The 26,527-nt window shown below is 44.1% G+C and carries 19 protein-coding genes; 13 read left to right on the top strand and 6 right to left on the bottom strand.

Annotation, left to right across the window (positions count from 1 at the left end; genetic code table 11):
• Nucleotides 1-3: 3 nt before the first annotated feature.
• The 5 genes from OHT75_RS02220 to OHT75_RS02240 all read left to right on the top strand — a co-directional run bounded on the left by OHT75_RS02220 (nucleotide 4) and on the right by OHT75_RS02240 (nucleotide 11,162).
• Nucleotides 4-3,192, top strand: coding sequence for an efflux RND transporter permease subunit (locus tag OHT75_RS02220; RefSeq protein ID WP_264724773.1), 3,189 nt, complete (start codon nucleotides 4-6; stop codon nucleotides 3,190-3,192).
• A 367-nt stretch (nucleotides 3,193-3,559) separates the two neighbouring features.
• Complete coding sequence (locus tag OHT75_RS02225) at nucleotides 3,560-6,394, top strand: hypothetical protein (RefSeq protein ID WP_264724774.1); 2,835 nt, start codon at nucleotides 3,560-3,562, stop codon at nucleotides 6,392-6,394.
• A gap of 86 nt (nucleotides 6,395-6,480) precedes the next feature.
• The gene (locus OHT75_RS02230; protein ID WP_264724775.1) at nucleotides 6,481-9,189 is read left to right on the top strand and encodes a TonB-dependent receptor domain-containing protein; all 2,709 of its coding nucleotides are present in this window, start codon (nucleotides 6,481-6,483) and stop codon (nucleotides 9,187-9,189) included.
• Between the two features lie 877 nt (nucleotides 9,190-10,066).
• On the top strand, nucleotides 10,067-10,339 hold the full coding sequence (locus tag OHT75_RS02235; RefSeq protein WP_264724776.1) for a hypothetical protein: 273 nt from the start codon (nucleotides 10,067-10,069) through the stop codon (nucleotides 10,337-10,339).
• A 151-nt stretch (nucleotides 10,340-10,490) separates the two neighbouring features.
• On the top strand, nucleotides 10,491-11,162 hold the full coding sequence (locus tag OHT75_RS02240) for a hypothetical protein (protein ID WP_264724777.1): 672 nt from the start codon (nucleotides 10,491-10,493) through the stop codon (nucleotides 11,160-11,162).
• A gap of 85 nt (nucleotides 11,163-11,247) precedes the next feature.
• Here OHT75_RS02240 and OHT75_RS02245 read toward each other — a convergent pair whose 3' ends face one another.
• The 4 genes from OHT75_RS02245 to OHT75_RS02260 all read right to left on the bottom strand — a co-directional run bounded on the left by OHT75_RS02245 (nucleotide 11,248) and on the right by OHT75_RS02260 (nucleotide 15,339).
• Nucleotides 11,248-13,182, bottom strand: a complete 1,935-nt coding sequence (locus OHT75_RS02245) for a B12-binding domain-containing radical SAM protein (RefSeq protein WP_264724778.1) — start codon at nucleotides 13,180-13,182, stop codon at nucleotides 11,248-11,250.
• Nucleotides 13,183-13,297: 115 nt separating this feature from the next.
• Nucleotides 13,298-13,978 (bottom strand): monofunctional biosynthetic peptidoglycan transglycosylase, encoded by a 681-nt coding sequence (gene mtgA, locus OHT75_RS02250; RefSeq protein ID WP_264724779.1) that lies wholly within the window; start codon nucleotides 13,976-13,978, stop codon nucleotides 13,298-13,300.
• Between the two features lie 146 nt (nucleotides 13,979-14,124).
• Entirely contained in the window at nucleotides 14,125-14,679 is a 555-nt protein-coding gene (locus tag OHT75_RS02255) for a protein tyrosine phosphatase family protein (RefSeq protein WP_264724780.1), read from the bottom strand.
• Nucleotides 14,680-14,712: 33 nt separating this feature from the next.
• Nucleotides 14,713-15,339 (bottom strand): DsbA family protein, encoded by a 627-nt coding sequence (locus tag OHT75_RS02260; RefSeq protein WP_264724781.1) that lies wholly within the window; start codon nucleotides 15,337-15,339, stop codon nucleotides 14,713-14,715.
• Between the two features lie 194 nt (nucleotides 15,340-15,533).
• Here OHT75_RS02260 and OHT75_RS02265 point away from each other — a divergent pair, with 194 nt between their 5' ends.
• From OHT75_RS02265 to OHT75_RS02285, 5 genes are all read left to right on the top strand, one after another.
• Nucleotides 15,534-15,920, top strand: a complete 387-nt coding sequence (locus OHT75_RS02265) for a hypothetical protein (RefSeq protein ID WP_264724782.1) — start codon at nucleotides 15,534-15,536, stop codon at nucleotides 15,918-15,920.
• Nucleotides 15,907-16,401: a GNAT family N-acetyltransferase gene (locus OHT75_RS02270; protein ID WP_264724783.1), complete on the top strand. Its 495-nt coding sequence runs from the start codon at nucleotides 15,907-15,909 to the stop codon at nucleotides 16,399-16,401. Before OHT75_RS02265 ends, OHT75_RS02270 begins: the two co-directional genes overlap by 14 nt.
• A gap of 110 nt (nucleotides 16,402-16,511) precedes the next feature.
• A complete protein-coding gene (locus tag OHT75_RS02275) occupies nucleotides 16,512-17,777 on the top strand; it encodes a DEAD/DEAH box helicase (protein ID WP_264724784.1) in 1,266 nt (421 codons plus the stop codon).
• Nucleotides 17,778-17,809: 32 nt separating this feature from the next.
• Nucleotides 17,810-18,118 carry a hypothetical protein gene (locus tag OHT75_RS02280; RefSeq protein WP_264724785.1) on the top strand — a complete coding sequence of 103 codons (309 nt, stop codon included), beginning with the start codon at nucleotides 17,810-17,812 and terminating at the stop codon, nucleotides 18,116-18,118.
• A 311-nt stretch (nucleotides 18,119-18,429) separates the two neighbouring features.
• The gene (locus tag OHT75_RS02285) at nucleotides 18,430-20,499 is read left to right on the top strand and encodes a PhoX family protein (RefSeq protein ID WP_264724786.1); all 2,070 of its coding nucleotides are present in this window, start codon (nucleotides 18,430-18,432) and stop codon (nucleotides 20,497-20,499) included.
• A gap of 80 nt (nucleotides 20,500-20,579) precedes the next feature.
• Here the strand turns inward: OHT75_RS02285 and OHT75_RS02290 are convergent, their stop codons facing one another.
• Entirely contained in the window at nucleotides 20,580-22,880 is a 2,301-nt protein-coding gene (locus tag OHT75_RS02290) for an aminotransferase class V-fold PLP-dependent enzyme (RefSeq protein ID WP_264724787.1), read from the bottom strand.
• A 264-nt stretch (nucleotides 22,881-23,144) separates the two neighbouring features.
• Nucleotides 23,145-23,606: a YhcH/YjgK/YiaL family protein gene (locus OHT75_RS02295; protein ID WP_264724789.1), complete on the bottom strand. Its 462-nt coding sequence runs from the start codon at nucleotides 23,604-23,606 to the stop codon at nucleotides 23,145-23,147.
• A 91-nt stretch (nucleotides 23,607-23,697) separates the two neighbouring features.
• Here OHT75_RS02295 and OHT75_RS02300 point away from each other — a divergent pair, with 91 nt between their 5' ends.
• The 3 genes from OHT75_RS02300 to OHT75_RS02310 all read left to right on the top strand — a co-directional run bounded on the left by OHT75_RS02300 (nucleotide 23,698) and on the right by OHT75_RS02310 (nucleotide 26,508).
• Complete coding sequence (locus OHT75_RS02300) at nucleotides 23,698-24,753, top strand: patatin-like phospholipase family protein (protein ID WP_264724790.1); 1,056 nt, start codon at nucleotides 23,698-23,700, stop codon at nucleotides 24,751-24,753.
• Between the two features lie 198 nt (nucleotides 24,754-24,951).
• Nucleotides 24,952-25,530 carry an LON peptidase substrate-binding domain-containing protein gene (locus OHT75_RS02305; protein ID WP_264724792.1) on the top strand — a complete coding sequence of 193 codons (579 nt, stop codon included), beginning with the start codon at nucleotides 24,952-24,954 and terminating at the stop codon, nucleotides 25,528-25,530.
• Nucleotides 25,531-25,572: 42 nt separating this feature from the next.
• A complete protein-coding gene (locus OHT75_RS02310; protein WP_264724793.1) occupies nucleotides 25,573-26,508 on the top strand; it encodes a pseudouridine synthase in 936 nt (311 codons plus the stop codon).
• The last annotated feature ends 19 nt before the right edge of the window (nucleotides 26,509-26,527 follow it).

A 26,527-nucleotide genomic window follows, 5' to 3' on the forward strand; every position in this document is an offset into this window, starting at 1 on the left:
AGCATGTTAGCAAGATTGATTCGTTCGGCGATAACCCAGCGACTCCTAGTGGTATTGGCTTTACTGGCAGCAATGATTGGCAGTATTGCAGTGTTACCCAAATTAAATTTGGATGCGTTTCCCGATGTCACCAATGTGCAGGTAGCGATTAACACCGCCGCAGAAGGATTGGCCGCTGAAGAGGTTGAAAAGCTTATCAGTTATCCGGTTGAGTCGGCAATGTATGCCTTGCCGGGGGTCACTGAGGTGCGATCGTTATCGCGCACGGGGTTGTCTATTGTGACTGTGGTGTTTGCAGAGGGCACAGATATTTATTTTGCCCGCCAGCAGGTGTTTGAGCAGCTACAAGCTGCGAAAGAATCAATTCCTGCTGGGGTTGGCACACCAGAAATTGGCCCTAATACTTCAGGCCTTGGGCAAATATACCAATACATTTTACGTGCCACGCCAGAGTCTGGCGTGGCGGCAGCAGAACTTCGCAGTATTAATGATTACCTAGTAAAGCTGATTTTGATGCCAGTCGCAGGGGTGACGGAGGTGCTGTCGTTTGGCGGCGAAGTCTTGCAATATCAGGTACAAATCGATCTGAACAAGCTGCGCAGTTATTCTCTGTCGATGGCGCAGGTTATCGACGCTCTTGAAAGTAATAATCGTAATGCGGGTGGCTGGTTTATGGACCAAGGCCAATCGCAGTTAGTGGTAAGGGGTTATGGTTTATTACCGTCAGGTAATGCCGGATTAGAAGCCATTAAACATATTCCGCTGACTGAATTTAATGGTACGCCCATCAGAGTCATGGACATAGCCAATGTCGATTATGGCAGTGAAATTAGGGTCGGCGCGGTTACCATGACGCGCAGAGATGCCAGCGGCGAGCCAAATCCGTTAGGTGAAGTAGTGGCTGGCGTGGTGCTTAAGCGCATGGGCGCAAATACCAAGCAAACCATTGATGACATCAATGAGCGCATGAGTTTAATTGAACAAGCTTTGCCCCAAGGTGTAACGTTTGAGGTGTTTTATGACCAAGCGGATTTAGTTCAGCAGGCCGTTGATACTGTGCGTGATGCTTTACTGATGGCCTTTGTGTTCATTGTGGTTATCTTGGCACTGTTTTTAGTCAATATCCGCGCCACTTTACTGGTGTTGTTATCAATACCGATTTCAATCGGGTTGGCGTTAATGGTGATGGCGTACTTTGGTATGTCAGCTAACCTAATGTCATTGGGTGGCTTGGCTGTTGCCATTGGTATGTTGGTGGATGGCTCGGTGGTGATGGTTGAAAACATTTTTAAGCATCTCACTCAGCATGAGACTGCACAGGGGTTGAGTCTCTCATCTAAGGCACAGGATAGTGAGGCTCAACGTTACGGCGAAGCAAACTCAATTAGCCATAAAGTATGGTTAGCGGCTAAAGAAGTGTGCAGTCCAATTTTCTTTGCCACCGCCATCATAATCGTGGTGTTTGCACCGCTTTACGCCCTTGAGGGGGTAGAGGGTAAATTGTTTCAGCCGATGGCAACCAGCATTATTTTAGCCATGATAGCGGCATTAATTGTGGCGTTATTTGCTGTACCAGCACTGGCGGTTTATGCCTTTAAACGTGGGGTGGTGATCAGACAAAGTTGGCTATTAATGCCTGTGGAGCGGATTTATCGTCAAGGATTAAAAGCGACAATGGCAAGGCCTAAAACCGTCATTGCCATTGCTTCATTGATGTTTATCGGCAGTATGGCTTTGTTGCCACGTTTGGGCACTGAGTTTGTCCCAGAACTCGAAGAAGGCACTTTAAACTTACGGGTAACACTTGCTCCCACAGCCAGTTTATTCACTTCGACAGATATCGCCCCCAAGCTTGAAAAGCGATTACTGGAGTTTCCTGAAGTCAACTACGCCCTCAGCCGTATTGGTGCGCCAGAGTTAGGGGGTGACCCTGAACCTGTCAGTAATATTGAAATTTACATTGGCTTAAAACCCCTTGAACAATGGCAAAGTGCCAGTGATCGCTTTGAATTACAGCGCTTAATGGAGCAAAAATTAAGTGTGTTTCCGGGGTTATTACTGACGTTTTCCCAGCCAATTGCCACTCGAGTGGATGAGCTGTTGTCAGGCGTTAAAGCGCAACTCGCCATTAAAATATTTGGCCCAGATTTAGCTGTGCTATCGGCTAAAGGTCAGCAGCTTACTGAATTAGTGCAAAAGATTGATGGTGCAGTTGATGTGTCGTTAGAGCAGGTCAGTGGTGAAGCACAACTTGTCATTAGGCCAAAACGAGATGTGCTAGCGCGTTATGGCATCAGTGTTGATCAGGTAATGAGCCTCGTCAGTCAGGGAATTGGTGGTGTGAGCGCTGGGCAGGTGATTGATGGCAATGCCAGATATGATATCAATGTACGATTGACTGAAGCACAGCGCAGTTCGCCCGATGCGTTGCGGGATTTACTGCTTACAGGGATAAATGGCGCCACGGTGCGTTTAGGCGAAGTGGCCGATGTAGTGGTTGAAATGGCGCCGCCGAATATTCGCCGTGATGATGTGCAGCGCCGTGTGGTGGTTCAAGCAAACGTGTCGGGGCGCGATATGGGATCTGTGGTGAACGATATCTACGCCATCGTGCCACAAGCTGATTTACCTGCAGGTTATACCGTGGTGGTGGGTGGTCAGTATGAAAATCAGCAACGGGCACAAAAACGCTTAACTCTCGTGGTGCCGATTTCTATCCTGTTGATTGGATTGTTGCTGTATTTCTCGTTTGGGTCGATTAAGCAAGTGATGTTAATTATGGCGAATGTGCCGTTAGCATTAATTGGTGGTGTAGTTGCCTTGTATGTGACCGGTACCTATTTATCTGTTCCTAGCTCCATTGGGTTTATCACCTTGTTTGGTGTGGCGGTGCTTAATGGGGTGGTGCTGGTGGACTCGATTAATCAGCGCAGGCAAGCCTGTGTCGATAACCTCTCTGGTGAAAGCCTATATGAAAGTGTGTTTGAGGGAACCGTTGGCCGCTTACGACCTGTATTAATGACCGCATTAACCTCGGCATTAGGCTTGATCCCTATCTTATTATCATCTGGTGTCGGCAGCGAAATTCAACAACCGTTAGCCGTGGTGATCATCGGCGGTTTATTCAGTTCAACCGCACTGACCTTATTGGTATTACCTACGGTATATCAGTGGTTGTATCAGAATAACTAATTCAATTCGTGTATCAATCATCAAGCCCCACCTTGTGGGCTTGATGATTTTAACGAGGAACATTAACCAAAAACCAAAAGTGCTCTACTCTTTTTGCCACTCTATCTGAGTGTTTTTTCAAAACGCCGCTTCAAATTGATACAACTGAAATGTTTTTGTTATAAAAATATTATCTCAAAATTGCCTTGAAAAGCCCGCCGAGACTAGGTTTTCATAATTCCGTCATGTTGTAGAAATGTTAATGTCATTTTTACGCAGTCTTTTTGTCATTTTTACCCGTTAGTTTTATGCACCAGCAAATGCGTCTGCCTGTGGCACGCAATAAACCCTCACTAACCTGTAATGCAATCCGTCTTCGGAGATGACAATGGAACTGAAAAACCTTTTTAAACTCACCGCGATTTCTACCGCTTTAGCTGCAACTTTAGGTCTTGCGGGATGTGGTGGTGATATCAATATCAACACAGGTAAAGAAACCACAACGCCTACCACACCAACTACGCCTACAACACCAACAGAAACGGCGCAGCAAAAATCTTACAGTGGTTTTGCGACTAAAAGCACCAGTTTTACCACAGTAGACGGCAAAGAGGTTTGGGAATTAACAGGCACATTAGCGCCTTCTACCGCAGCATCTACCATTACTACTGGTGGTCAAGATGGCGATAAAATCGTATTAGGCAATGATGTTGTTTGGTTACTCAATGGTGCCGTGGTTGCTGGTGGCGATAACGAAAATTCAGTTGAATTGTCTATTCTACCTGGCACTAAGGTGCTTGGGGGCAGCGACTCGTATTTAGTGATCAGTCGTGGTTCAAAAATCATGGCAGAAGGCACCGCAGCCGCACCTATCGTATTCACATCAGCTGAAACTGCGTTAGGCCAAGAAGGCAAAGCTGGCCAATGGGGCGGCTTAGTATTACTGGGTAATGCACCGGTAAACACCTGCCCAGATTTAGCAAACTGTGATGCGTCATTCGAGGTGGGCAACCATAACTATGGCGGCGATAACACTCAAGACAGCTCGGGTGTGATCCAATATGTGCGCGTTGAATTTGGCGGCTTTAAAATTAACGACACCCAAGAAATGAACGGCATCAGCTTTGCGGGTGTAGGCAGTGGCACTCAAGTTGACCACATTCAAGTGCATTTAAATAATGATGATGGCGTTGAGTTTTGGGGCGGTAACGTGTCCATTTCTAACGTGGTGTTAACTGAAAACTTTGACGATTCATTAGATTGGACCAATGGTTGGCAAGGTAGCGCCCAGCACGTTTATATTCGCCAAGGCGATAATGGCTCTAACCGTGGTATTGAGGCCGACAGTAACAGCGATGCCAACGCAATGCCTATGTCTAAGCCGGCTTTAGCTAACATCACTATCGATGTGGCTAACGGTACTAACTCGGGTGGTGACGACGCCGAAGGGATTTTATTCCGTAAAGGCACTGGCGTAACCGCTTATAACCTGTTGGTAAAAGGTGATGTGGATTCGGGTGAGTGTTTAGAAGTGAATGATGACAACACGGTAAATAATGCCAATAGCGCAGAGTTAACTGTACAAAACAGCTTGATTGACTGTGTTGAGCCATTTAAAAATGCCAAACCCGATGCCGCAGAAGGTCGCACTTTAGCCCTAGATGTTGAAGCTTGGTTTAAAGGCCAGGAGGGTAACTTAGTCGGCGCGTCTGACTTAACAGGTTATATGCCGAACACCTCATCGGTTGCATTAACTGCTGGTAAAGCAGATTTAAGTAACTTGGATGACCGCTTAGTGGATGCCCAATATATTGGCGCATTTGATGGCAAAAATGATTGGACTAAAGGTTGGACAACGGCGATTCATGACGATGCCACTCCCGCTCCGACAGCATTACCCACATTAACATCTTGCCCTGTTGGCACCACCGCTGAAACCGTGGCTGCAGGCTTATACAAAGATGATGCGGTTACCTTAGTGTGTACTTTACAGGGTAATGTATTAAGCAATACCACACTATTGGCTGGTCAAAATGTTATGTACAAAATTGATGGTGGCGCAGTGGTTGTTGGTGGCGATAACAGCAATTCAGCCACTTTAGCCATTCAAGCGGGTACTAAGTTATTTGCCACCGACAACAGCTATATTGCTGTAAGTCGTGGTTCAAAAATTATGGCTCAAGGCACGGCCACTCACCCCATTGAAATGACCTCACAACAGGATGTGATAGCGGGTGCTGAAGGCGCGCGCGGTCAGTGGGGCGGTTTAGTGCTTTTAGGTAAAGGCTTAACCAATACTTGTCCAGATAAAAATGCCTGTGATGCCTCATTTGAAGTCGGTGACTTCCCATATGGCGGTAACGACAACACCGATAGCAGCGGTCAAATCAGCTATGTGGTGATTAAGTATGCGGGCTTTAAAGTGAATGATACCCAAGAAATGAACGGGATTTCGTTTGCCGCAGTCGGCAGTGGCACTCAAGTTGATCACATTCAAGTGCATGCTAATGGCGATGACGGTGTTGAGTTTTGGGGCGGCGCGGTGAACCTGAAATACGTTTACCTTACCCACAACTTTGACGACAGCTTAGACTGGACTAACGGTTGGCAAGGTAAAGCGCAGTTTGTTTACATTACCCATGAAGATGGCAATGCTAACCGTGGTATTGAAGGTGACAGCCATAAAGGCGCCACAGATACGCCAGTATCTAAGCCTAAATTAGCTAACTTCACTATTTTACCGGGTACAGACATTGAAAATGCCAGTGGTGATAAAGGCGAGGGCATTTTATTACGCGTAGCCACCGCAGGTGAGCTATATAACGTGTTAGTGCAAGGACGTAAAGGCAGCACAAGCACCACAGAGTCTGGAGAGTGTTTAGAGCTAGATGGCAGTTATGCTGGCTTAGTTGACAATGTGAACAACAACACCTTAACCATGTCGCACTCGATTATCGACTGTAACGAGCCGTTCAAATACAGCTCAGATAACGCGGCAACCAAAGATGCAATCAATGTTGAAACCTGGTTTATGGGTCAAGAAGGTAACGCAACTACAGCGGTAACCTTAACCGACGGCATGCCTGCAACCACAGATGCAGCATTAATCGGCACGGGTAAAGACTTAAGCACAGACGACAACTTCTTCGAAGCCACCAACTTTATTGGTGCATTCGATGGCCAAAATGATTGGCGTCAAGGTTGGGCTTACTTCCCACAGTAAATCACACCATTAAGTAGCTAAGTTTATAGCCGCCCCGCAATGCTATGGGGCGGCTATCTCTGAACCGCATACAGGACTTATCACGTATGAAAACCAAGCCGAGTTTTACCGCCAACAAATTAACGCTCGCGATTCTATCAGTGCTTTCAGTAACATCATTGGCCGCCACTCAGGCAATAGCGCAAGATGAAACACTCAATGAGCCGACATCTAGCACGCAAACATCAACGCAAGCCGCCGGTGAATCTTTTCCGATAGAACCTATTGAAGTGATTTCTGTTACCGGGCGACTACGTACCTCAGCTTCTGCCGCGACCGAAGAGCGTCGTGAACAAATTGCTGTAGCCGATATCATGGGCTCAGAACAAATTTCGAGAACCGGCGACAGCGATGCCGCCGCAGCATTGCGCCGTGTGACGGGGTTAACCCTAAAAGACGGTAAATTTATTTATGTGCGTGGTCTGGGTGAGCGCTATTCAAGCACCTCGTTAAACGGTGCCATAGTACCGTCACCGGATCCGACCCGAAACGTGGTGCCGTTAGACATGTTTCCAGCATCGATAATTGAATCATTATCGGTACAAAAATCGGCTTCAGCTGAAAAACCTGCCGCATTTGGCGGTGGCCATGTGGATATTCGTACTAAAGCGATACCGGCTAATTTTTTCTTTAAAACCTCTGTGGGCGGACGTTTTAATACCAACGACAGCAATGATACCTACACCTACAATGGCGGCGGTGACGATTGGACCGGCAAAGATGACGGCACTCGCGGCATGCCATCCAGTATTGATAACACGATTAATCAGTTCGGCGGTATTAGCCCGATTGATATTGTTAGCGGCTCCAATGGTGCTATCAACTACCCCACAGCCCAAAAAATGAATCGTGATTTGGCCTTAGACATGTATCGCGATATGGCGGTAAAAACCGAAAGTACCGATCCAGGCTTTAGGGGCGACATTGCCATTGGCGATCGCTTTGACATATCAGACGACGTGGTATTTGGCGCATTAGCGGCTTACTCATATAAACAGCAAGCTGAAAACTACACCAAGTATGAAGTTGAGCTGGATGGTGACAGCGAACAAACTCAAATAGAAAACCAAAAAGACATTATCGGCACCGACTCTATCGTACAAATGTCGGCCATGCTTAACTTAGGTTTAGAAATTGGTTACAACCATAAAATTGAAACCTTCACCACCTATTTGCGTGACACCTCAGATGATGTTTCCGTTGGCATTGAAGAAACCATAGACACCCTTGGCGAGCCTAATGCGTTGCAGGTTTATGGTATTGATTACGAAGAAAGAACCTTAACCAGCAATCAAATAAAGGGACACCACTTTATTGAAGCATTTAACGATGCTGAATTTAACTGGATGTTCTCCGATGCCAGTTCAGAACGTAATGCCCCAAATGAGTTGTCGTATACCTATAACGTGATTTTAGATGACGCTAACTCGCCTGTTTCACGCAATTTAAATACCCAAGATGCGCCCAAATATGTGTATTCAAATCTACAGGATGACAGTCAAAACTACGGCTGGGATTTTGCTTACCCGCTGCAGTTTGACGATGCCCTGATGAAAGTGAAAGTTGGCTATCAATACTATGATCGCACCCGCGAAAGCTATGCGACTCGCTTAGGTTTTGATGTCGATTTAAGCCCAACAGACCCGAATGGCGCTATCTTGTCTGAAGAGTTCGATGCTATTTTTTCTGACGACAACATCAATAACAACACCATCGGGCTTGAGTTAAAAGATGCCTCAACCGACACCGAAGACTATGTCGCTGCTGAAAAAAATGATGCCGGTTTTATCAGTGTTGATGTCGATTTTGATGACGTATGGCGTTTTTACGCTGGGGTACGTTATGAAGATTTTCGCCGTGTCACCTTGCCGATAACCCCAGAGGGCGAGATTTCAGACGAGGGCGGCCGTTACGATTTAGCCGACTATGCCATCGCTGAAGACGGTTGGTTCCCATCAATGTCACTGACCTGGAAGCAAACCGACACCACCCAATGGCGTTTAGGTGCCAGTAAAACCATAGTGCGTCCAGACTTACGTGAAGTGTCGCCAGTGCGATTTCAAGACCCCGTTACCGGATTTGATTTTTTTGGTAATCCAGAGTTAACCAGCTCAGACATATATAACCTTGATATGCGCTGGGAATACTACTCAGATGAAGGGGATAACTTCAGTTTAGGCGCGTTTTATAAAGATGTGGATGCACCTATCGAGCCGATTCAACGCATTTCAGAAGCGGGTCGTCAGCTGAAGTTTTATAACGCCGAATCGGGTTACGTATATGGACTTGAAGCCGAGTTTTTACAAACCTTAGACTTCATCAGCGAAGGCAGCATTTGGGAAGACTTCTTTGTTGCCGGTAACCTAACCTTAGGTGACTCTGAAATCACCATCGCCCCCAATGGTGAAATTGACCCGACTAACAATAAGCGCCGCATGACAGGCCATTCAGCATGGGTGGCTAACATGCAGCTCAGTTATGACTCGTCTAACAGTTATCACAGCGCGACTTTGGTTTATAACGTGTTTGGTGAACGTATCGCTTACGGTGGCCGTGGTGGCTTAGATGATGTGTATGAAAAACCCTTCCATAGCTTAGATTTTACCTATAGCTTTTTCCCCACCACCAGTATGGCGATTAAGTTAAAGGCGAAAAACTTGCTGGGTGAAACCACTGAATATGATCAACAGGATATTCAAGTGTACGCTAAAGACCCAGGCACAGAATACACCCTGCAATTTAGCTACGAGTACTAGTCTTGCGGTGAATGTTAGGGAAAACGAGTACTGAATTTTAGGCGCATTTACTCATCATTTCTGCGACTAAAAAGGTGCATGGCCACTTTCTTTTGGAACAAGAAAGTGGCCTTTTTATTGGCGAGTCAGGGGATATTTCGCACCAAGGTGTGACCGTTGCACTTGTCGTTTTCTGCGGCCATTGCCACTTAATACTAAAGCATCTAACGCTTTCAAATCCTTAAAAATGTGGTCAAATAGAACAAGTCACAATGAATGAGTAACCTTATCTGTAAGCACTGCTGTGACACGCTGCAATCTTTATACAAATCAAAAGGTCCCTGTAAGCTCAGCCATGACAAATAACTCCCATGTTTAACTGCCAGTTCGCCCTGCCATCGCTGGTCACAACCACGCTTACACCTCATGTTTTATGTATTCGATTGACAGCATTGGTCATAAAGCCTTTAGCTACTAGTCATAGAAATTATAGGGTTCAAACCAAAGGTGCTAACCCTTAAATACATATAAGCCTGCAGGTATCGAAAGCAAGGCGAAGTTTTATAAGTAAAACGAGAACATGAATGCAGTACACGCTTTTTAACAAGGATGATTTTAGTTGATTTACGCTTTATCAACTCAAAAATTATCTCCTAGCGGTATATTTTATTGAGTGGAGTGTTTTATAAGTTATTTATTCAATTACTCTTTTTAAATTAGCGGGTAGATAAGTCATATTCAACAAACATTTTGCACGCTTTTATTTGCTATCAATTAAATTAAAAGTGCTTTACATCAATAAGATAGCAAATGTAGGATGTTATTAATCAATAACTTAAATGGCCTGCTATTTTGTGCCGTTTACGGCAAGGGTTTTAGTTTTTAAAAAGGTTAAAAAATGGAATTTAGTGAAAAAGAATTGGCAGTGATAGCCAGTGCAAAGCATAAAATTAAGACTGCTACATTATTCAGAGCCTTGCTGATTGTTGTTTTGCTATGCGGTATTGCCTTGATGGCATCGGGTATGGTTGTTGCTGAGTATATCGTTTATTTAGCATTTGGAGCAGTTGTCCTGGCTATCGGATTGCCTCAGTTTGGACCAGGGCCCAAATACGAAGAGTTATTACAAATATTAGACAACAAAGCTAATACGCAGCGGTCAAAAACATAACAAGAAGCATCACTATCTGCCCACGTGACAGCACTCATTCAACCTGTTTTATCAGCATAGTGATTAGATTAGGGATTGCGCTACCAATACATAATCTGGATGTTTTTTAGGTTGGTTTATATGGAAATACTTAATGTATATAAGGATGTATATGAAAAAAATAGTAATCAGTTCAGTAGCTTTATCATTGGTGGCTTATTTATATTTTGCAGAATCAAATACCGAAACAACTATAGCCGTGGCTAACACCGAAAACACTTCTGTTTCAAAAAATAAGCCTTCTTCAAATCAACAAAACTTGATTGAAACAGTGCAAATCCCCGTCGATTCAGCTCCGCAGAGTACTATTAGCCAAGATGTAAATGATGGCAACAATGACGACTTTTTTCGTCAGCTTAATCATTTAACCGAAAAGAACTTTTACAGTGCAGATCAGTTTACATCAGCTTTCTTGAATGAGGATGGTGAGGTATCTAGCGCCGCTTTAGAAGATACATTTAATATTATTGACTTCAAACAGCTTATTGAACGCGTTGACTTAATGGAAAAAACTGACAATGCCTCGTTGCGAGAAAGTACCTTATTAGACAGTATTTACAAATTAGAAGATGTACAAATTTATTCAGAAAGTTATTCCTGTGCAGGAAAAATCTGTCTGGTTTCGTTTGACTTTGAAGGTAATGATGAAAATGTCAGTGCGCTATCACAATTTACCAGCAACTATTCTTTTTCGAATATAGTCGAAGGTGATAATGGCGTTAAAAAGTTTAAAGCTGTTTATATTGAAACAGATGACCCATCAACTTTAAGTCTAAGTTATTAAATTAATAAGGTTACTTTGGGGGCGCAATTGATTTAACCCGCCAATGTGATGTGCATTGGCTGAGGTTAAATGTGCCTAAACCGCTTTACTCTTCTTGGCTCAAAATAAAATTAGTTACCGCTTTTGCAATCATGTCTTTTTTCATGGTGGTGCGGCAAACAGGCTGGTTGAACCAAAAGCTCATGGGTTGCTCAAAACCGATACCGTGCATGTAGTTATAAAGCGCTTTACGTAACCCTTCGCCTAACATGTCGTGATCGGTTCCTGTTGGGTCGGTGAACTCGACATCGTTTTCAGCAAAAAAAACTTCAGGGCGATCATCAAGCGTAATACCAAACTGCTCTGGGTTCATGCCTATTGGGCTGTGGGCGGTGGCAACAAATCGGTGCCAGTAGGCAGATTGAAAACATCCTTGTTGCATTAATTGGCGGACCATTTCTAACGAATCAACGGTTTCTTGCTCGGTTTGAGTAGGAAAACCATACATGAGGTAAGCATGTACCAATATGCCTGCGTCGCTGAACGCTTTGGTCACTTGGGCAACACGTTCAACACTGACGCCTTTTTTCATCAGCTTGAGTAATCTGTCTGATGCTACTTCAAGACCACCGCTGACGGCGATACAACCAGAGTCGGCCAGTAATTGGCAACGGGCTGGGCTGAAGGTACGTTCAAAACGGATATTGCCCCACCAACTGATCACCACATTGCGCTCAATTAAGCGTTTGGCAAAGGCAAACAAGGTTTTCGGTGGCAAGGCTTCATCAACAAAATGAAAGCCTGTTTGGCCCGTTTCGGCGATAAGCGCTTCAATTCTATCCACCAGAATATCAGCACCTGCGGTATCGTAGCGGTCAATATAATCTAAACTGACATCGCAAAAGCTGCATTTACGCCAGTAACAACCGTGGGCAATGGTGAGCTTGTTCCAGCGGCCATCACTCCAAATACGGTGCATGGGGTTAAGCATTTCACATAGCGACAGGTATTCATCTAATGGTAACCCATCGTAAATTGGTGCGCCCACCTCTGACTGTGGAATGTCGTGTAGCTCGCTGTTTTGATTAAGATGAACGTATGGCTGGCCATGTTCATCTTCGGCTAAAAAGTAAGTACGTACTAGCTCGTCAACTTCTCGCTTGCCTTCAAAGTATTCCAGCAAGGTAATTAATGGCCGCTCGCCATCGTCTAAACAAATAAAGTCGACAAACTCAAATACGCGCGGGTCTTTCAGTGCGCGCAGCTCGGTATTCACAAAGCCGCCACCTAACACAATGGGAATGTCGGGGTTGATGGCTTTACAGGTTTGTGCAATCCGCAATGCGCCTAACATATTACCGGGAAAAGGCACCGTTAGCGCGACGACGCTAGGTTGGGTGTCTTCTAAATAGTGCTCTACTAATTGCTCTAAAATTTCTGAGCTAAAGCTAGGCTCGCCTGTCAGGGTGTTGTAGAGATCGTCAAAGCTTGGGTTCGCTGCGGCGAGACGTTCACCATAACGGCTAACTTCAAAATACGGGTCTACGCCCTGAGTTATAACCGATGACAAATCATTGATAAACAGGGTGGCCAAATACTTGGCTTTATCCTGTACGCCTAAATTACCGAAAGCCGCTTGTAACACATCGCCAGATACCGCTTCCATTTGCGCGATGGCATCAAAGGCTGGGCCTTCGGGTAAAAATCGACGGGTGTTGATCCGCATGGCAAGGCTAGGATCTTTGCCCTGCAAAAAGCGAATAGCGCTTTCTACGGTAAGATGGTAACGATCAAATTCAGCTAAAAACGTAAAGATGGCATCGGGCAGTTCATCGTCTTCAAGGTGTTCGAAGTTTTCTTCAACATGTTGACGAATAATCTCTAATGCAGGGGCTGTCATCATTTCAAGAAACAGCTCGATTGCTGGATCTCGTTGCACCGCATCATAGCCTCGTGAGCGTAAAAAACCGGTTAAATACGCGGTTGCCGGATAGGGCGTATTTAATTGGGTCATGGGAGGTGTCATTAGCAGTACGGTCATAGCCAGCCTTAATCGTCACAAGCGGATCAAAATAAGGCGGTATTCTAGCAGTAAATAGGGGGTAAATCCTGTTAATTAACGCCCGTTGAATGGCGTTAACTACCTTGAAATAAGCTTAATTAGTCAGAATAGGTGCAAGATAATTACTGCCAAGTTGGCGCATTTGCCGTTTAACCCAATTAACCCTTTGTTGCAGGTAAGGCGTTAAATCATGCGGATTACGCTTACGCGGGCTTGGCAATAACACGGCTAATTGGGCGGCTTCATCAATGGTGAGATACCTTGCCGATTTATCAAAGTAATGCAGACTGGCGGCTTCAACCCCATAAATGCCTTTGCCAAATTCCGCTATGTTTAAATACACCTCTAAAATTCGTTTTTTACCCCAAATCACTTCAATGCTTACCGCTAACATTGCTTCTAACCCTTTACGCACATAGCTTCTTCCCGACCATAAAAACAGGTTTTTGGCGGTTTGTTGGGTAATAGTGCTAGCACCCCTAAGATCTTTACCTTTGTCATGTTGGGTTAGGGCGTCGGTTATCGAGGTTAAGTCGAGACCAAAGTGAGCGGGAAAATGTTGATCTTCTGAGGCAACCAACGCCAAGGGGACACGCGAGGGCAGTTTATCAATATCGATCCATTGGTAGCTTACCGGATACGGGCTTTGAAGCATAAATGAGCTTGTTGGCGGTGGCACAAATCGTAAAACCACTAGGCTCAGCGCCAATAATAAGGTGCCACTCCAAGTGATAAGCCATGCCCAACCAAAAAAACCGCGTTTAGGAGCTGCCATGTATTGCCTCATGTTGGGTTAACAAACCTTAAGTGCTTAATGCCTAAAGTATAACAGTTTAGATAATGGTAAATAGGTGCGCCTGCTGAATGTAAGCGCGATAAAGTAGGTATTATGGCATTTGCTGTATCAATTCAGCTCAGTCGTTACTGATATTGTAGTTTTACTTTTTCGATTAATGCTTGCCATTGGGGATATTGTTTAAAGCTTGTTGGCAAATCTCCCCATGGTGACAAGACGTTATTAATGTCTACCGCTTGATGTTGCTGGGTGGCTAAATACAGGTAATAAAACGCCGATGCACGATAGTTTGCCGCGCAGTGTACCACTACAGGTTGGTTATTGTTGGCCTTCATTAATGCAAAAAATTGCTCAACATTTTCAAGTGTCGGTTGCTGCCAATCAACGCTGATATTGTGATATTGCATGCCAAGGTCGGTAACGATTTGCTGTTCATTTTTAAGGGCGTTGGGGTTGTTATTAGGGATTAAGTTGATCACCGTTTTCACCCCAGCCTGTTGTAATAAGCCAAACTCTTCTATTGTTGGTAGACCAGCGGTAATCACCTGATTATTATTAAATTTAATCGCTTTAATTTGCTGTAATTTACGGGTATCTATCTGGTCGATGTTGGCCATAGTGTTGGTGCTTATTACAACAAGTGATAACAAAAAATAAGTGGTGAACGGTAATAATTTCATGGTTTGCCTACTTAGGTTATTGATGATTGGGTGCTAGCTTTCAACAAGGTGCTTGATATTATCTAGGCTGGTATTTGCATCTTGATAATCAAGCTGTATAGGGTAAAACTGCTGCTGATATTGCAATACTAATGAGGGAAAACCTTGAATGGGTAACTGCCTTGCAAAGGCGAGTTCGGTCATTAATTGCTGATTCAATTCATCACTGCCCATTTGCTGCATAAAATGCTGTTTATCAATCCCTAAATTTACGGCGATATCAGTTAATACTTCAATATTAGATGGGTTTCTAGCCTGTAAATAATACGCCTGCTGGATGGCGTGGATCATTTGTATTTCTTGTTCTGATTGGCGAGCGATAATGGCTGCGCGACAACTTGGGTATGTCGAACGTCTGGGGTGGCAACGTGTCCAAAAGTCGTGGTTAAATTCCGTACCTAATTGCTGGTGGATCTTGTGCCAGGTTTGCTGCAAAAATTGCTGCATGTCATTCGGCATCGGCGCCTCACTATCCGCAGCTAGGCCACCTAAGACATACCGAACGGTGACATTGGGCATGTTGATGGCTAACTGTTTTTGTAGCCTTACCCATGTGATGTGGTAACCCCAACACCAACTGCACATTGGGTCATAAACATAATATAAGGTGGCTTTTTTCATGATTTCTAGCTTGATTCACTGACAGTGGGGACATGATGCCATATTTTATTAACCTGTTGTTTAGCATTTATAAACAGTGTTGAAATAGCGTAGGAAAAATTAAATATTTTCAATGTACTAAATAAGTACAACAAAGCTTGAGATGCCTAAACGAGTCGTTATACTAGTGATATAGATCACAAACGGAGACACGTATGTTCGTAATGGGCTTATCTAATGATGTGACCGATTCAACTCAGGCCACCATTCAAAAAGGGGCTTTTCGTGCCGAGGGAACGTTGTGGATTGAAGAAGAGCAGTTGCATTTTGAACCTTTTAATCCCGATTTAAATTACGGCCCTTATATAGTTGAACTGAACAATATTAAATCGGTAGCTATGTGTTGGAGCCGAGGTACCGGTCTTATTCCTATCGAGGCAGATTCTATTCAGGTGATCACCTTTGATAGCCAAAAATTTCGATTTATTTTAGCCAAGCCTAAAGAGTGGTGCGATATTATTAGCTCAACTATTACACCAACCGTGTCACTCAAATCCTCACCTGAACCTTTTTCTAAACGCCCATTAAATGACAACACATGATATTGTGCTGTTGCCGATAACGGTAGCAGATTTACCCACACTATTTACGTTTGAACAAGACTCTGTTGCCAATCAAATGGCCGATTTCCCGCCAAGGGAACGTGCAGCGTTTTTTCAGCATTGGCAACATAACATTCTTGGTGTACCGGATAATCTAGCCATGGGAATTTGGTTAGATGGTATGCTGATTGGCAGTGTATTAAGTTGGCACAAACCTCAAGATAACAAAGCAATAGAAGGGCGGTTAATCGGTTATTGGATTGATAGGCGTTATTGGGGACAAGGTATTGCTACCCAAGCATTGCAACTGTTTTTCCCTTTATTACCCCAAGTTCCGCTATTTGCTTACATCGCATCCCATAATGTTGGGTCTTTAGCATTAATTAAACGCTACGGTTTTGTAAAAGTGCCATTAACCGATGAACAGCGCCAAGATTTACCCCAAAGCTTACAGTTATATCAAAGAAACGCGCCTTTATAGGGCCGCCGTAGGCATATTTGCAGCACATTTAGTGCGTTTGATTGCTGTTTTTCCATCTTGCATTTATCAAGCATGTGTTAAGATCCTGTGCTCACACGGGGAGAAAAAACATGGCTTTTGGCGCGTTAGCATTACATCCGCAATTATTATCTCGTTTAAGTACACTTAACTTTAAACAACCGACAGACATACAAGCTCAGGCGATTCCAGTTATTTTATCGGGTAAAGATGTGATGGCGGGGGCACAAACGGGTACAGGCAAAACAGCGGCATTTTGTTTACCTATTTTGCATCAATTGCTAAATGCACAAGAGCTAAACCAACAAGACCGTCATCAACTTAGCAATGACAGTGCGCAAAAGAAATTGGCAAAAGCGTTAATTTTGACCCCAACGCGCGAGCTGGCTCAGCAGGTTCATCACAATTTAAGCCAACTGATTGGCGATAGCGCCATTGATGTTGCATTGATCTATGGCGGCGTGAGTACCCAAGCGCAAAAAGCGCAATTAGCTGCGGGAGTTGATATTATTGTCGCCACCCCTGGGCGGTTATTAGATTTATTGCGCCAACGCGCAACAAGCTTGGCAGCGGTTGATTATTTTGTCATTGATGAAGCCGATCGAATGCTAGATATGGGCTTTCGTGATGAAATTATTGAAGTATTAAAGCGCTTGCCTAAGCAGCGGCAAACGCTGTTGTTTTCGGCGACCTTAGACGATAGGATTTTTTCATTCAGTAAGCGTTTACTTACTCAGGCTAAAGTCATTGAAGTCCATGCGCGTAATCAAACAGCGGTAACGGTAACCGAGCGGGTTTATCATGTTGATGCCAAAAGAAAGTGCGATCTACTGTGTCGACTAATTCAGGCTGAAAAATGGCAGCAAGTGCTTATTTTTAGCCGTACTAAACAAGACGCCGATAAACTGGTAAAACAAATGAGTCAACGTGGCGTAAAAGTGGCGGCGTTTCATGCTGATTTATCACAATCTGTACGTGAGCAAGTGCTTACCGATTTTAAGGCCGAGCAATTAACAGCGCTAGTGGCTACCGATGTTGCCGCTCGCGGTATTGATATTAGTCAGCTTAATTACGTGGTGAATATGGAGCTGCCATTTAAGCAGGAAGATTATGTTCACCGTATTGGCCGCACAGGCCGAGCGGGACAAGCTGGTCATGCGATTACGTTTTTAAGCGTTGATGATGAGCCTTTGCTAATAAAATTAGAGGCTTATTTAGATAAGCGTTTACCACAGCAATGGTACCCAGGGTTTGAACCTGATTTAAACCAAATCGCTCCTGTAACCCGTAAAACCAAAAAAGGCTCATTGAAACAACAGGCAAGGCAAAAAGCACTCGCGCAATCAAGCAAACGTTAGGGCAAGAACAACACATCATATAAGGATATATTATGTCAGTTAACTGCATAAAATCATCAATCGCTACTGTGCAGAATGGCGTAGCAAGGGCTGATGGTAAGCTTCAGCTTACTGAATTTGAAGTGATTTTTGAGCCATTTAATCAAGAGTTCGGGTTAGGTCCATATCAATTTACGCGCGCAGAAATTGCTGCTGTGGGTAAATGCCTAGGCAAAGGCGGTGGCATTATTCCAATTATCACAGAGGCTATTCGCATCACTTTACAAAGTGAGCAAGTTTACGAGTTTATCATTGCACAGCCTAGCCAATGGATAGCGTTATTAGCGGGCAATCTTCGTTAATAATCTGCGTTAATATCGTTTCAAAAATAAAGGATTAAAGCACAAATTTTAGCTAGTTATGGTGTTGTTTTAGTCTGCGAAACCCGATTTTAGTTCCACAGATAATAAAAACCTTTCCCTTAGCAAAGATGGCTCGATGTCATTTATCTCTCTTTCCTATCCTCTTTTTTGTCTTTAAATTGCCACTTTTATGTCATCTAATTTACGCTGAACTGTCACACTCAGTGCTTATCTTATGTCCGGAAACTAATCTTATAAAAGCAAGTTTATTCGTTGCCGATGACAACTTAGAGATATTTAAAGGACATATTATGAGCAAAGCGACTTTTGATCCCCGACGTTTTAACCAAAGTAATAACACGCCTTTTGCACAAGTGATGGAGAAGCATTTATCACGTCGTAACTTTGTTAAAAGAGGCTTAGGGATCAGTGCGATGACGGCATTTGCTGGCGTAGGCCTAACCGCTTGCGGCTCTGATGATAACGCAGTAACAACAACCCCAACCACGCCTACCACACCGACAACACCTACTGCGCCAACAGCAAGCACTGCTGTGTTAGGTTTTGACTCGATTGCTGGCTCAAAAATTGATGCAGTCGCTGTACCAGCAGGGTATTCGGCTTATGTTTTAGCTCCTTGGGGCACGCCCCTTAATTCAAAAGCATCGGCCTGGAAGTCAGACGGTAGTAATACAGCTGAAGATCAAGCTAATTCAGTGGGTATGCACCATGATGGGATGCATTTTTTCCCATTAAATGACGCTGGTGATGATGGCTTATTGTGTATTAACCATGAGTATATTGACCAAAACGCACTGCATCCAGCAGGGCCAACAGCAGATGCTGAAGGCAAGCGCACTGTCATTGACGAAATTCGCAAAGAAATTAATGCCCATGGCGTATCTGTGGTGCGCATTAAGCTGAATAACGGCATGTGGGAAGTGGTAGCAAACGATGCTCATAACCGTCGTTTCACCGGTGCAAGTGTGATGGATATTGCTGGCCCTATGGCGTACACCAGTTATTTAGAAACACGCTACTCACCAGATGGTAGCCAAGCCCGCGGTACCTTGAACAATTGTGGTAATGGCAGTACGCCTTGGGGGACTTATTTAACCTGCGAAGAAAACTGGCCAGGGTACTTTGTTAACAAAGGCACACTTGCAGCAGATCAATCTCGCATTGGTATTGGGACTAAAGGTACGCGTTATGGGTGGGATCATTTAGCCGGTGATGATGACGAGCGTCTCGATGAGTTTGCCCGTTTTGATATTACCCCAGTTGGTGCTAATGCCGGGCAAGATTACCGAAATGAAGCTAACGGCCATGGTTATATTGTCGAAATCGATCCCTATAATCCCAATTCTCGTGCGGTTAAACGCACTGCTTTAGGCCGTTTTCGCCATGAAGGATGTACCTTTGGCAAGTTAGCTGAAGGTCAGCCGATTACGTTTTATTCTGGCCATGATTCGCGATTTGAATATCTGTACAAGTTTGTCTCGGATGCTGTATGGGACCCTGCAGATGCCAATAGTAGCAATCGCATTGCCATGGGTGATAAATACATGAACGCTGGCACACTTTACGTGGCCAAGTTTAACGAAGATGGTGTGGGCGAATGGTTACCATTAACGCTTGATGCAACCACCACAGATGGCAGCACTTTAGCCAGTACGTTTGATTCACAGGCCGCAATTATTTTAAATACCGCAGGCGCGGCTGACTTAGTGGGTGCAACCCCAATGGACCGTCCTGAGTGGGCTGCTGTTGATCCATTCACTGGCAGCGTATATTTAACATTAACCAATAATACCAAACGTAAAGACAGCACTAACCCTGCCAACCCACGTTTAAACAACAGTTTTGGTCATGTTATTCGTTGGGATGAGGGCGAAAGTGCGAGCGAATTTAGCTGGGATATTTTTGTCTTTGGCGCGCCAGCGGCGGGCGATGCAGAGACTAACTTATCGGGTTTAGATGATCTAAATCAGTTTGCTAGTCCTGACGGTTTAGCATTCGATGCGCGCGGTATTTTATGGGTACAAACCGATAATGGTGCCGACGAAGTGACATCTTACACCAACGATCAAATGCTGGCAGTAGTGCCTTCTACTCTGGTAGATGCGGATGGTAAGCAGCAGGTGATCAGTACTGAAACCCAGGCGCAGCTGAAGCGTTTCTTTGTTGGACCGAATGACTGTGAAGTGACGGGTTTTGCTATTACGCCTGATTATAAAACGGCATTTGTGAATATTCAGCATCCAGGTAACTGGCCATATTCATCCACTGCTACTGAAGTGACTCCAGCGGGTATGCAAGTTCGTCCTCGTGCTGCAACTGTGATGATTCGTAAAAATGATGGCAGTGAAATCGGCGTGTAAATTTTGCGCTTAACAAAAAAGCCCTTTTTAGGGCTTTTTTCGTTTAAGTTTATCTGTTCATTATAAAATTAGCACTTGCCTTAGCTGGCGTTGGCAAGGGCATAGCCCCCTTTAAGGTGGGCGACATTACAAAACCCCAGGCGCTGCATAGCTTGTGCGGCGACCAATGAGCGACTACCGCTACGGCACACCAACACCCATTCGCTACGCTTATCATGTTGATGTTGTTGCATAAACTGCACTAAGCGCGTTAATGGTACGTTTTCGCATGAGTCTAATGAATGTTGTAAGGCATATTCGTGGGGCTCACGGATATCAATTAACTTTACTTTTAAGGCATTCAAAGCAACATCTAAGCTGGCCGCTGAGTACTCAATGATCGGGCTGAGTTTTGGACAACTGCCAGCTGGCAGTGCGCCGCAGAGGATCTCAGTGCCAATTTGGTCATCTAATTGACTGTCTATTTTGGCTTTGTGACGGACAAACTCATCTGCGCTGATAGTGCCTTGAATAACCTGTTGCAATAGCGTGTTACGTAAACATTCAGCGCTAAGATGGGTGGCAAATTCATTTTGATAGTCATGACTGGGGCAAATCAGGCTTTGCGGTGCTAGCACGGCACTTAATAACTCGATGCTGGCATACATGTCTTTTGCCGAGCTGGTTTCAAAGTTGGTTCTGCCCAAGGTGCCCATTAAAATCGTGTCGCCACAAAATGCAAATAGGGTGTTGTTGGCCAAGGTTTGTGCACCTGTAATGGGGTGACACAAAAGCAGACTAATACTGTCGGCGGTATGCCCGGGAGTAGGCACTTTAACCAGCCATTTGTCTGCTACCTTGATGTATTCAAACTGCAGGTTATTTTCACTATAGATTAGCGCGGTGTGCGGCCAGCCTAAGGCGTCAGTGTGAGCGGTTATGGCTCGCTTTAGATTTAATAACTCACGACCGGAAACATGATCAGCATGTCCATGGGTATCAATGATCGCCACCAAGTTGAGCTGCTGGCATTGCATCAGGGTATCTAATCGCTCTGTTAGCTCAGGTAACGGATCGATAATAAACGCTTGTTTAGAAGGCGCATCGACATAAATCCAGCTGCAGCTTGCACCTGAGCGTAATTGAACTAATCCATTTAAAGGTGTTTTGTCATCCATGTTATTACCATCGAGTACCATGCAGCTTTGGGTTAGCGCGTTGGCTGCACTGGTGATGCGCGCGCAAGCTTGGTCTACTTCATCTTGGGTCATGGCTGGACCAAAAGATAATCTAATTGCCGATTCACTTTGCCAAGTGGGTAACCCCATGGCATCAAGCACAAAACTGCGGGTGACTTTAGACGAACAAGCCGAACCCGAGCTAACCCGTATGTTGGCGGCATCAAATAAATCCATGATCTCTTTACTGCTGAAGCCTTTAATCGCGAAGTTCAATGTGGTTGGCACACTGTTTTCAAAGCTGTGGTTAAACACGATTTGTGGAAAGGCTTGCTTAAGGGTATCAGTGAGTTGTTGACGAAATGCATGCAAAGTTTGATGGTCGGCAAAGCAAGATTCTTCTGCCATCAGCTGTTTAAAAATAACATTAATCGCTGCCATACCTGGTAAGTTTTCGGTGCCTGACCGCAGGCCGCTTTCTTGGCCACCACCAGCAATAACAGGAGTAAAAGGAGCATTTTCACGGATATAGACAAACCCAATACCTTTAGGGGCATACAGTTTATGGCCACTAAACGGGGCGTAATCTATGCTGGTTTGGGCTAGATTCAAGGCTATTTTACCCAGCGCCTGTACGCAATCTACCATCCAAAAAATATCAGGATTAGCCTGACGAATGGTGTGTTCTAAACTGCGGAGATCTTGATATACACCGGTTTCATTATTCACTGCCATTGTGCATATCATCAGTGATTTAGAAGCATATTGACTAATAAAGGTGTGATCTAAATTACCTTGGCGATCAACTGGAATGGGGATGACTTTAGCGTTAATCCCTAGAATAGCATTCCAGTGCTTAAGCGATTCTGGCACGGCTTTATGTTCGGTCGAGCCGTACATTAAATAAAAATCTTCACCTTTTAGCTGGTTTGATACTAAGCGAGTGCGAGCACTGACCAGTGCTGACAAAATAGCGGTTTGAATCCCTTCAGTTGCCCCACTGGTAAAGATAATTTTGCCATTCTCTGAACCAATAACGTGTTTAGCGTTAGCACGGGTTTGTTCCATCAGATTTTTAGCGCGTAACCCTGTGATATGGCTTGAACTTGGGTTACCAAAAAGGTGTTCCATGGCCGATATAGCCGCATTTGCTGCTTGAGGTAATACAGGGGTGGTGGCGTTAGCATCGAGATATATTTGGCTTAAATTATTGTTATTATTCATTTATGTTAGCTCTATACTTTTTGTGAAGAATGAAATTAATATTTCTTTTTGTTATATGTAATTTCGTTTGAGTATATTAGCAGTTTGTTATTGGGTTACAAGCCTAAAATGTGTTTCAAATAATGTGTGCCACAAACAGACTGGGTGGGGCTGCTTGATAGAAAGACAAAAGAATGAGGTTTGAGCTGAAGGGAGCAATATAAGCACTGCAGGTTTGAATCATAAAAGCGACTTCACACAGTAAAGTCGCTGACCAGGTAATAACTAGATACGTACTTTTATCACCACTTTGCGCACTTTTTGTGGCGAAGCGCTGGTACCAGGCATGTGCATATCGCCTGGAAAGAAAATCGCAAACATACCAGATTTTAATGGTATAAAGGCTGCGTCATCTTGGTTTGATTCGAAGTCAAACTCAGCGAAATCGTGTTTGTCGTAATAAGGTTTTGATGGGATTTGGTCAGCGAAAGGTAAATAACCAAACTCTTCTTCGCCACTGACAACATACTGCACATCTATGTATTGTTGATGAACTTCAAAAGGCTCAATTTCACGCGGCTTGGTTTCATAATCATTCACTATTACGAACAGATCTTTACCGTCTAATTCATAGTTGCCAACGGGCTTGCTGCTAAAATCCGTCTCAGCTAAATGCGTTAATGCAGCGGCTAAACGAGGATGCAGTTGAGTATATAGGTGACGATTTGCTAGAGTATCGACAATCATAAGAGTTCCGTTAGATGAGTAAGCATTAATGGGGTCTGGTGTAGGTCATAATACCACTGTTTAAATTTATCAAAAATGAGAGGATCGACATTTGTCAGCATTACGACTTATAGCAGGTGAAACAGCTTTTAAGCAGATAGAAACACAAGGTCTACAGCAAAGCATGTTTACTCAGCTATTAGCCGCCTCAGGTGGGCCTAAGTGGCTGGGCATTGCAGGATTAGATAAATATATTTTTGGTGAGTTTTTTAAAGACCGTGAAGACCCATTATATATGCTAGGTGCCTCCTCAGGAGCCTGGCGATTAGCGTGTTTAGGTCAGCAAGACCCACTTGCGGCTTATAGCAGATTCGAACATTTTTATATTAATCAACACTATGACAAGGTGCCAACCAGAGAGCAAGTGACAAGTCAGGTGCAAGCCGTGGTGGATGGTATTTTAGGTGAGCAAGCAGGGGCCGATATTATCGCTAATCCGTTATTTCGGCACCACATTATTGCTTGTCGTGCCCGCCATGTTAACCAAAGTAAATCTAAAGTCGGATTAGCGATTGGCTTAGCACTTGCCGCTGCCAGTAATAGCGTTAATCGTAAAAGTATTTCATGGCATTTTGAACGCATCATGCTAAGCCATAAAGATGCGGCATCACCGTTTGGGCGCTTGAAAGATTTACCGACTAAACAAATGATGTTAACCAGCGACAATATTCGTCAGGCCATGATGGCAACAGGGTCGATCCCGTTGTTATTAGATCCAGTTAACGTTATTGATGGTTTGCCTAAAGGGAAATATTACGACGGTGGCATTACCGATTATCATTTTGACTTCCCCCTTCCTAAAGAAAGCGGATTAACCTTATATCCGCATTTTTATCCGCACATGAGTCCAGGTTGGTTTGATAAATCATTGGTGTGGCGTAAAGCGAAGCAAAATTATCATAATGCGCTGATATTAGCGCCATCCCGTGATTTTATTGCCTCATTGCCCTTTGGCAAAATCCCTGACCGCGAAGATTTTAAAAAGCTGGATACTGACGCGAGAATTCATTACTGGCAAACGGTTGCTCAGCAAAGTAATCAGTTGGCCGATACGTTAGCTAATATCTTAGCGAAAGGTTCGATTATGGATCATTTAGAATCATGGTAGCATTTGGTTGTTAAGTGGGTTTAGGGAATGTGAATACGCTGGTATTACAACTGACATTGGATGTTTTTTGTAGTGCATTAGCATTAATTAATGGAATAAATTTGTTGGTTTTTTAGTCGTTGACTACACTTGTCATTATTAATGTTTGCTGTGACGTTAACTATTGATATGACTTCACCTAAGGTGTAGGAGGCGGTTATGCAATCACGTGAAATGGCGTTATTTATTCAAGATGCCGTGCTATTGCCAAATGGTCGGCTGGAGTTTCGAGTTGCACTCGCCAGTGAATTATCTTTAGTGGCGTCGGTGTTGAAAGGTGAATATGGCCTGGCAATGGCGGCGTTAAAATCTAACAGTAACTTGCCTTGCTATCGTAGCGTCACCGAATGCGAAATTATTGATTTTCATCAATTAGAAGATAATTCTTTAAGTATTGTGCTTGAGGGTAAGCAGCGCTTAAAGGTGTTATCTGCCGCTAAACAGCGCAATGGCGTATGGATAGCAAGAACCATTCCTTGTGCTAATTGGCTGCACGAACCCATTGTTGGCGAGTTTGAAATTATCAGCGCCGCATTAGAGCAGTTTTATCAGGTTAATCCTGATTTATATGGCCTTTATTCACATGTACATTTAGAAGATGCGACCTGGGTTAGCCAGCGATGGCTGGAGGTATTGCCCATGTATAACCGAGATAAATTACGTTTGGTTGAGCAACCTAATTGCCATAAAACCATGGATTTTGTCCTACAATTACTAAAGTCCCATGTTGATGTGTAACCTGATAATATAAGCTTATCTTTTATCTGTTCTTTTGTACTTATGTCATCAAATTCTGTCGACGCCCCCTCAACATTAGGCGCTATTGCCGCACAACCTTCTTACGTGGTATTGCCACGTATTTCGCCATCCAATCCACCTCACTTAACGGTTTTAGATTTTCTGATGGCTAAATTTCAGCAAATTCCCCCCGCCGTGTGGGTAGAGCGTATTGAGCAAGGGAAGGTACATTGGCAGTGTGGTCAATTAATAACTGCAAAAACCCCCTATGAAGCAACCAAGCGTGTGTACTATTTTCGCGAGGTGAGTGTCGAAAAAAAAGTGCCATTTACCGAAGAAATTTTGTATCAGGACGAGCATAAAATCATTGTTTATAAACCGCATTTTTTGCCAGTTACCCCTGGTGGCGATTATGTTAATGAGTGTTTAGTGCATAGATTGCGAATTCGAACAGGTATCGACACCATAGCGCCAGCACATCGACTGGATAAAGACACCGCAGGTGTGATGTTGATGACAATTAATCCTGACACTCGCCATGCTTACCACCAACTTTTTCTAGAGGGAAGAATCAAGAAAACCTATCAAGCAGTGGCTGAAATTAATCACAGTGTCGCATTACAGGAGTTGCCGATAAGCTGGACGGTTAAAAACCGCTTACAACGAGGCGTGCCCAGTTTTACCATGCAGGTTGTTGATGGGCCAAGTAATAGCCACTCCGAAATTAAATTGCTACAAATTAACCACGGATTGGGTTTGTTTGAGCTTGAGCCTGTAACGGGTAAAACCCATCAATTAAGAGTGCATATGCAAAGCTTAGGTTTGCCCATTTTGCATGACCGTTTTTACCCCGTATTACAGCCCAAAGGGGATGATAATTATGATCAACCGTTACAACTGTTGGCCAAGCGTTTACAGTTTATTGACCCCATTACACAGCAATTAAATGATTGGCAAACTAAAGGCTTAACTATTTAAATTAATAACTTATTATCAT

Origin of the sequence: Shewanella subflava, assembly GCF_025971955.1 — a bacterium.
Taxonomy (GTDB): Bacteria; Pseudomonadota; Gammaproteobacteria; order Enterobacterales; family Shewanellaceae; genus Shewanella; species Shewanella subflava.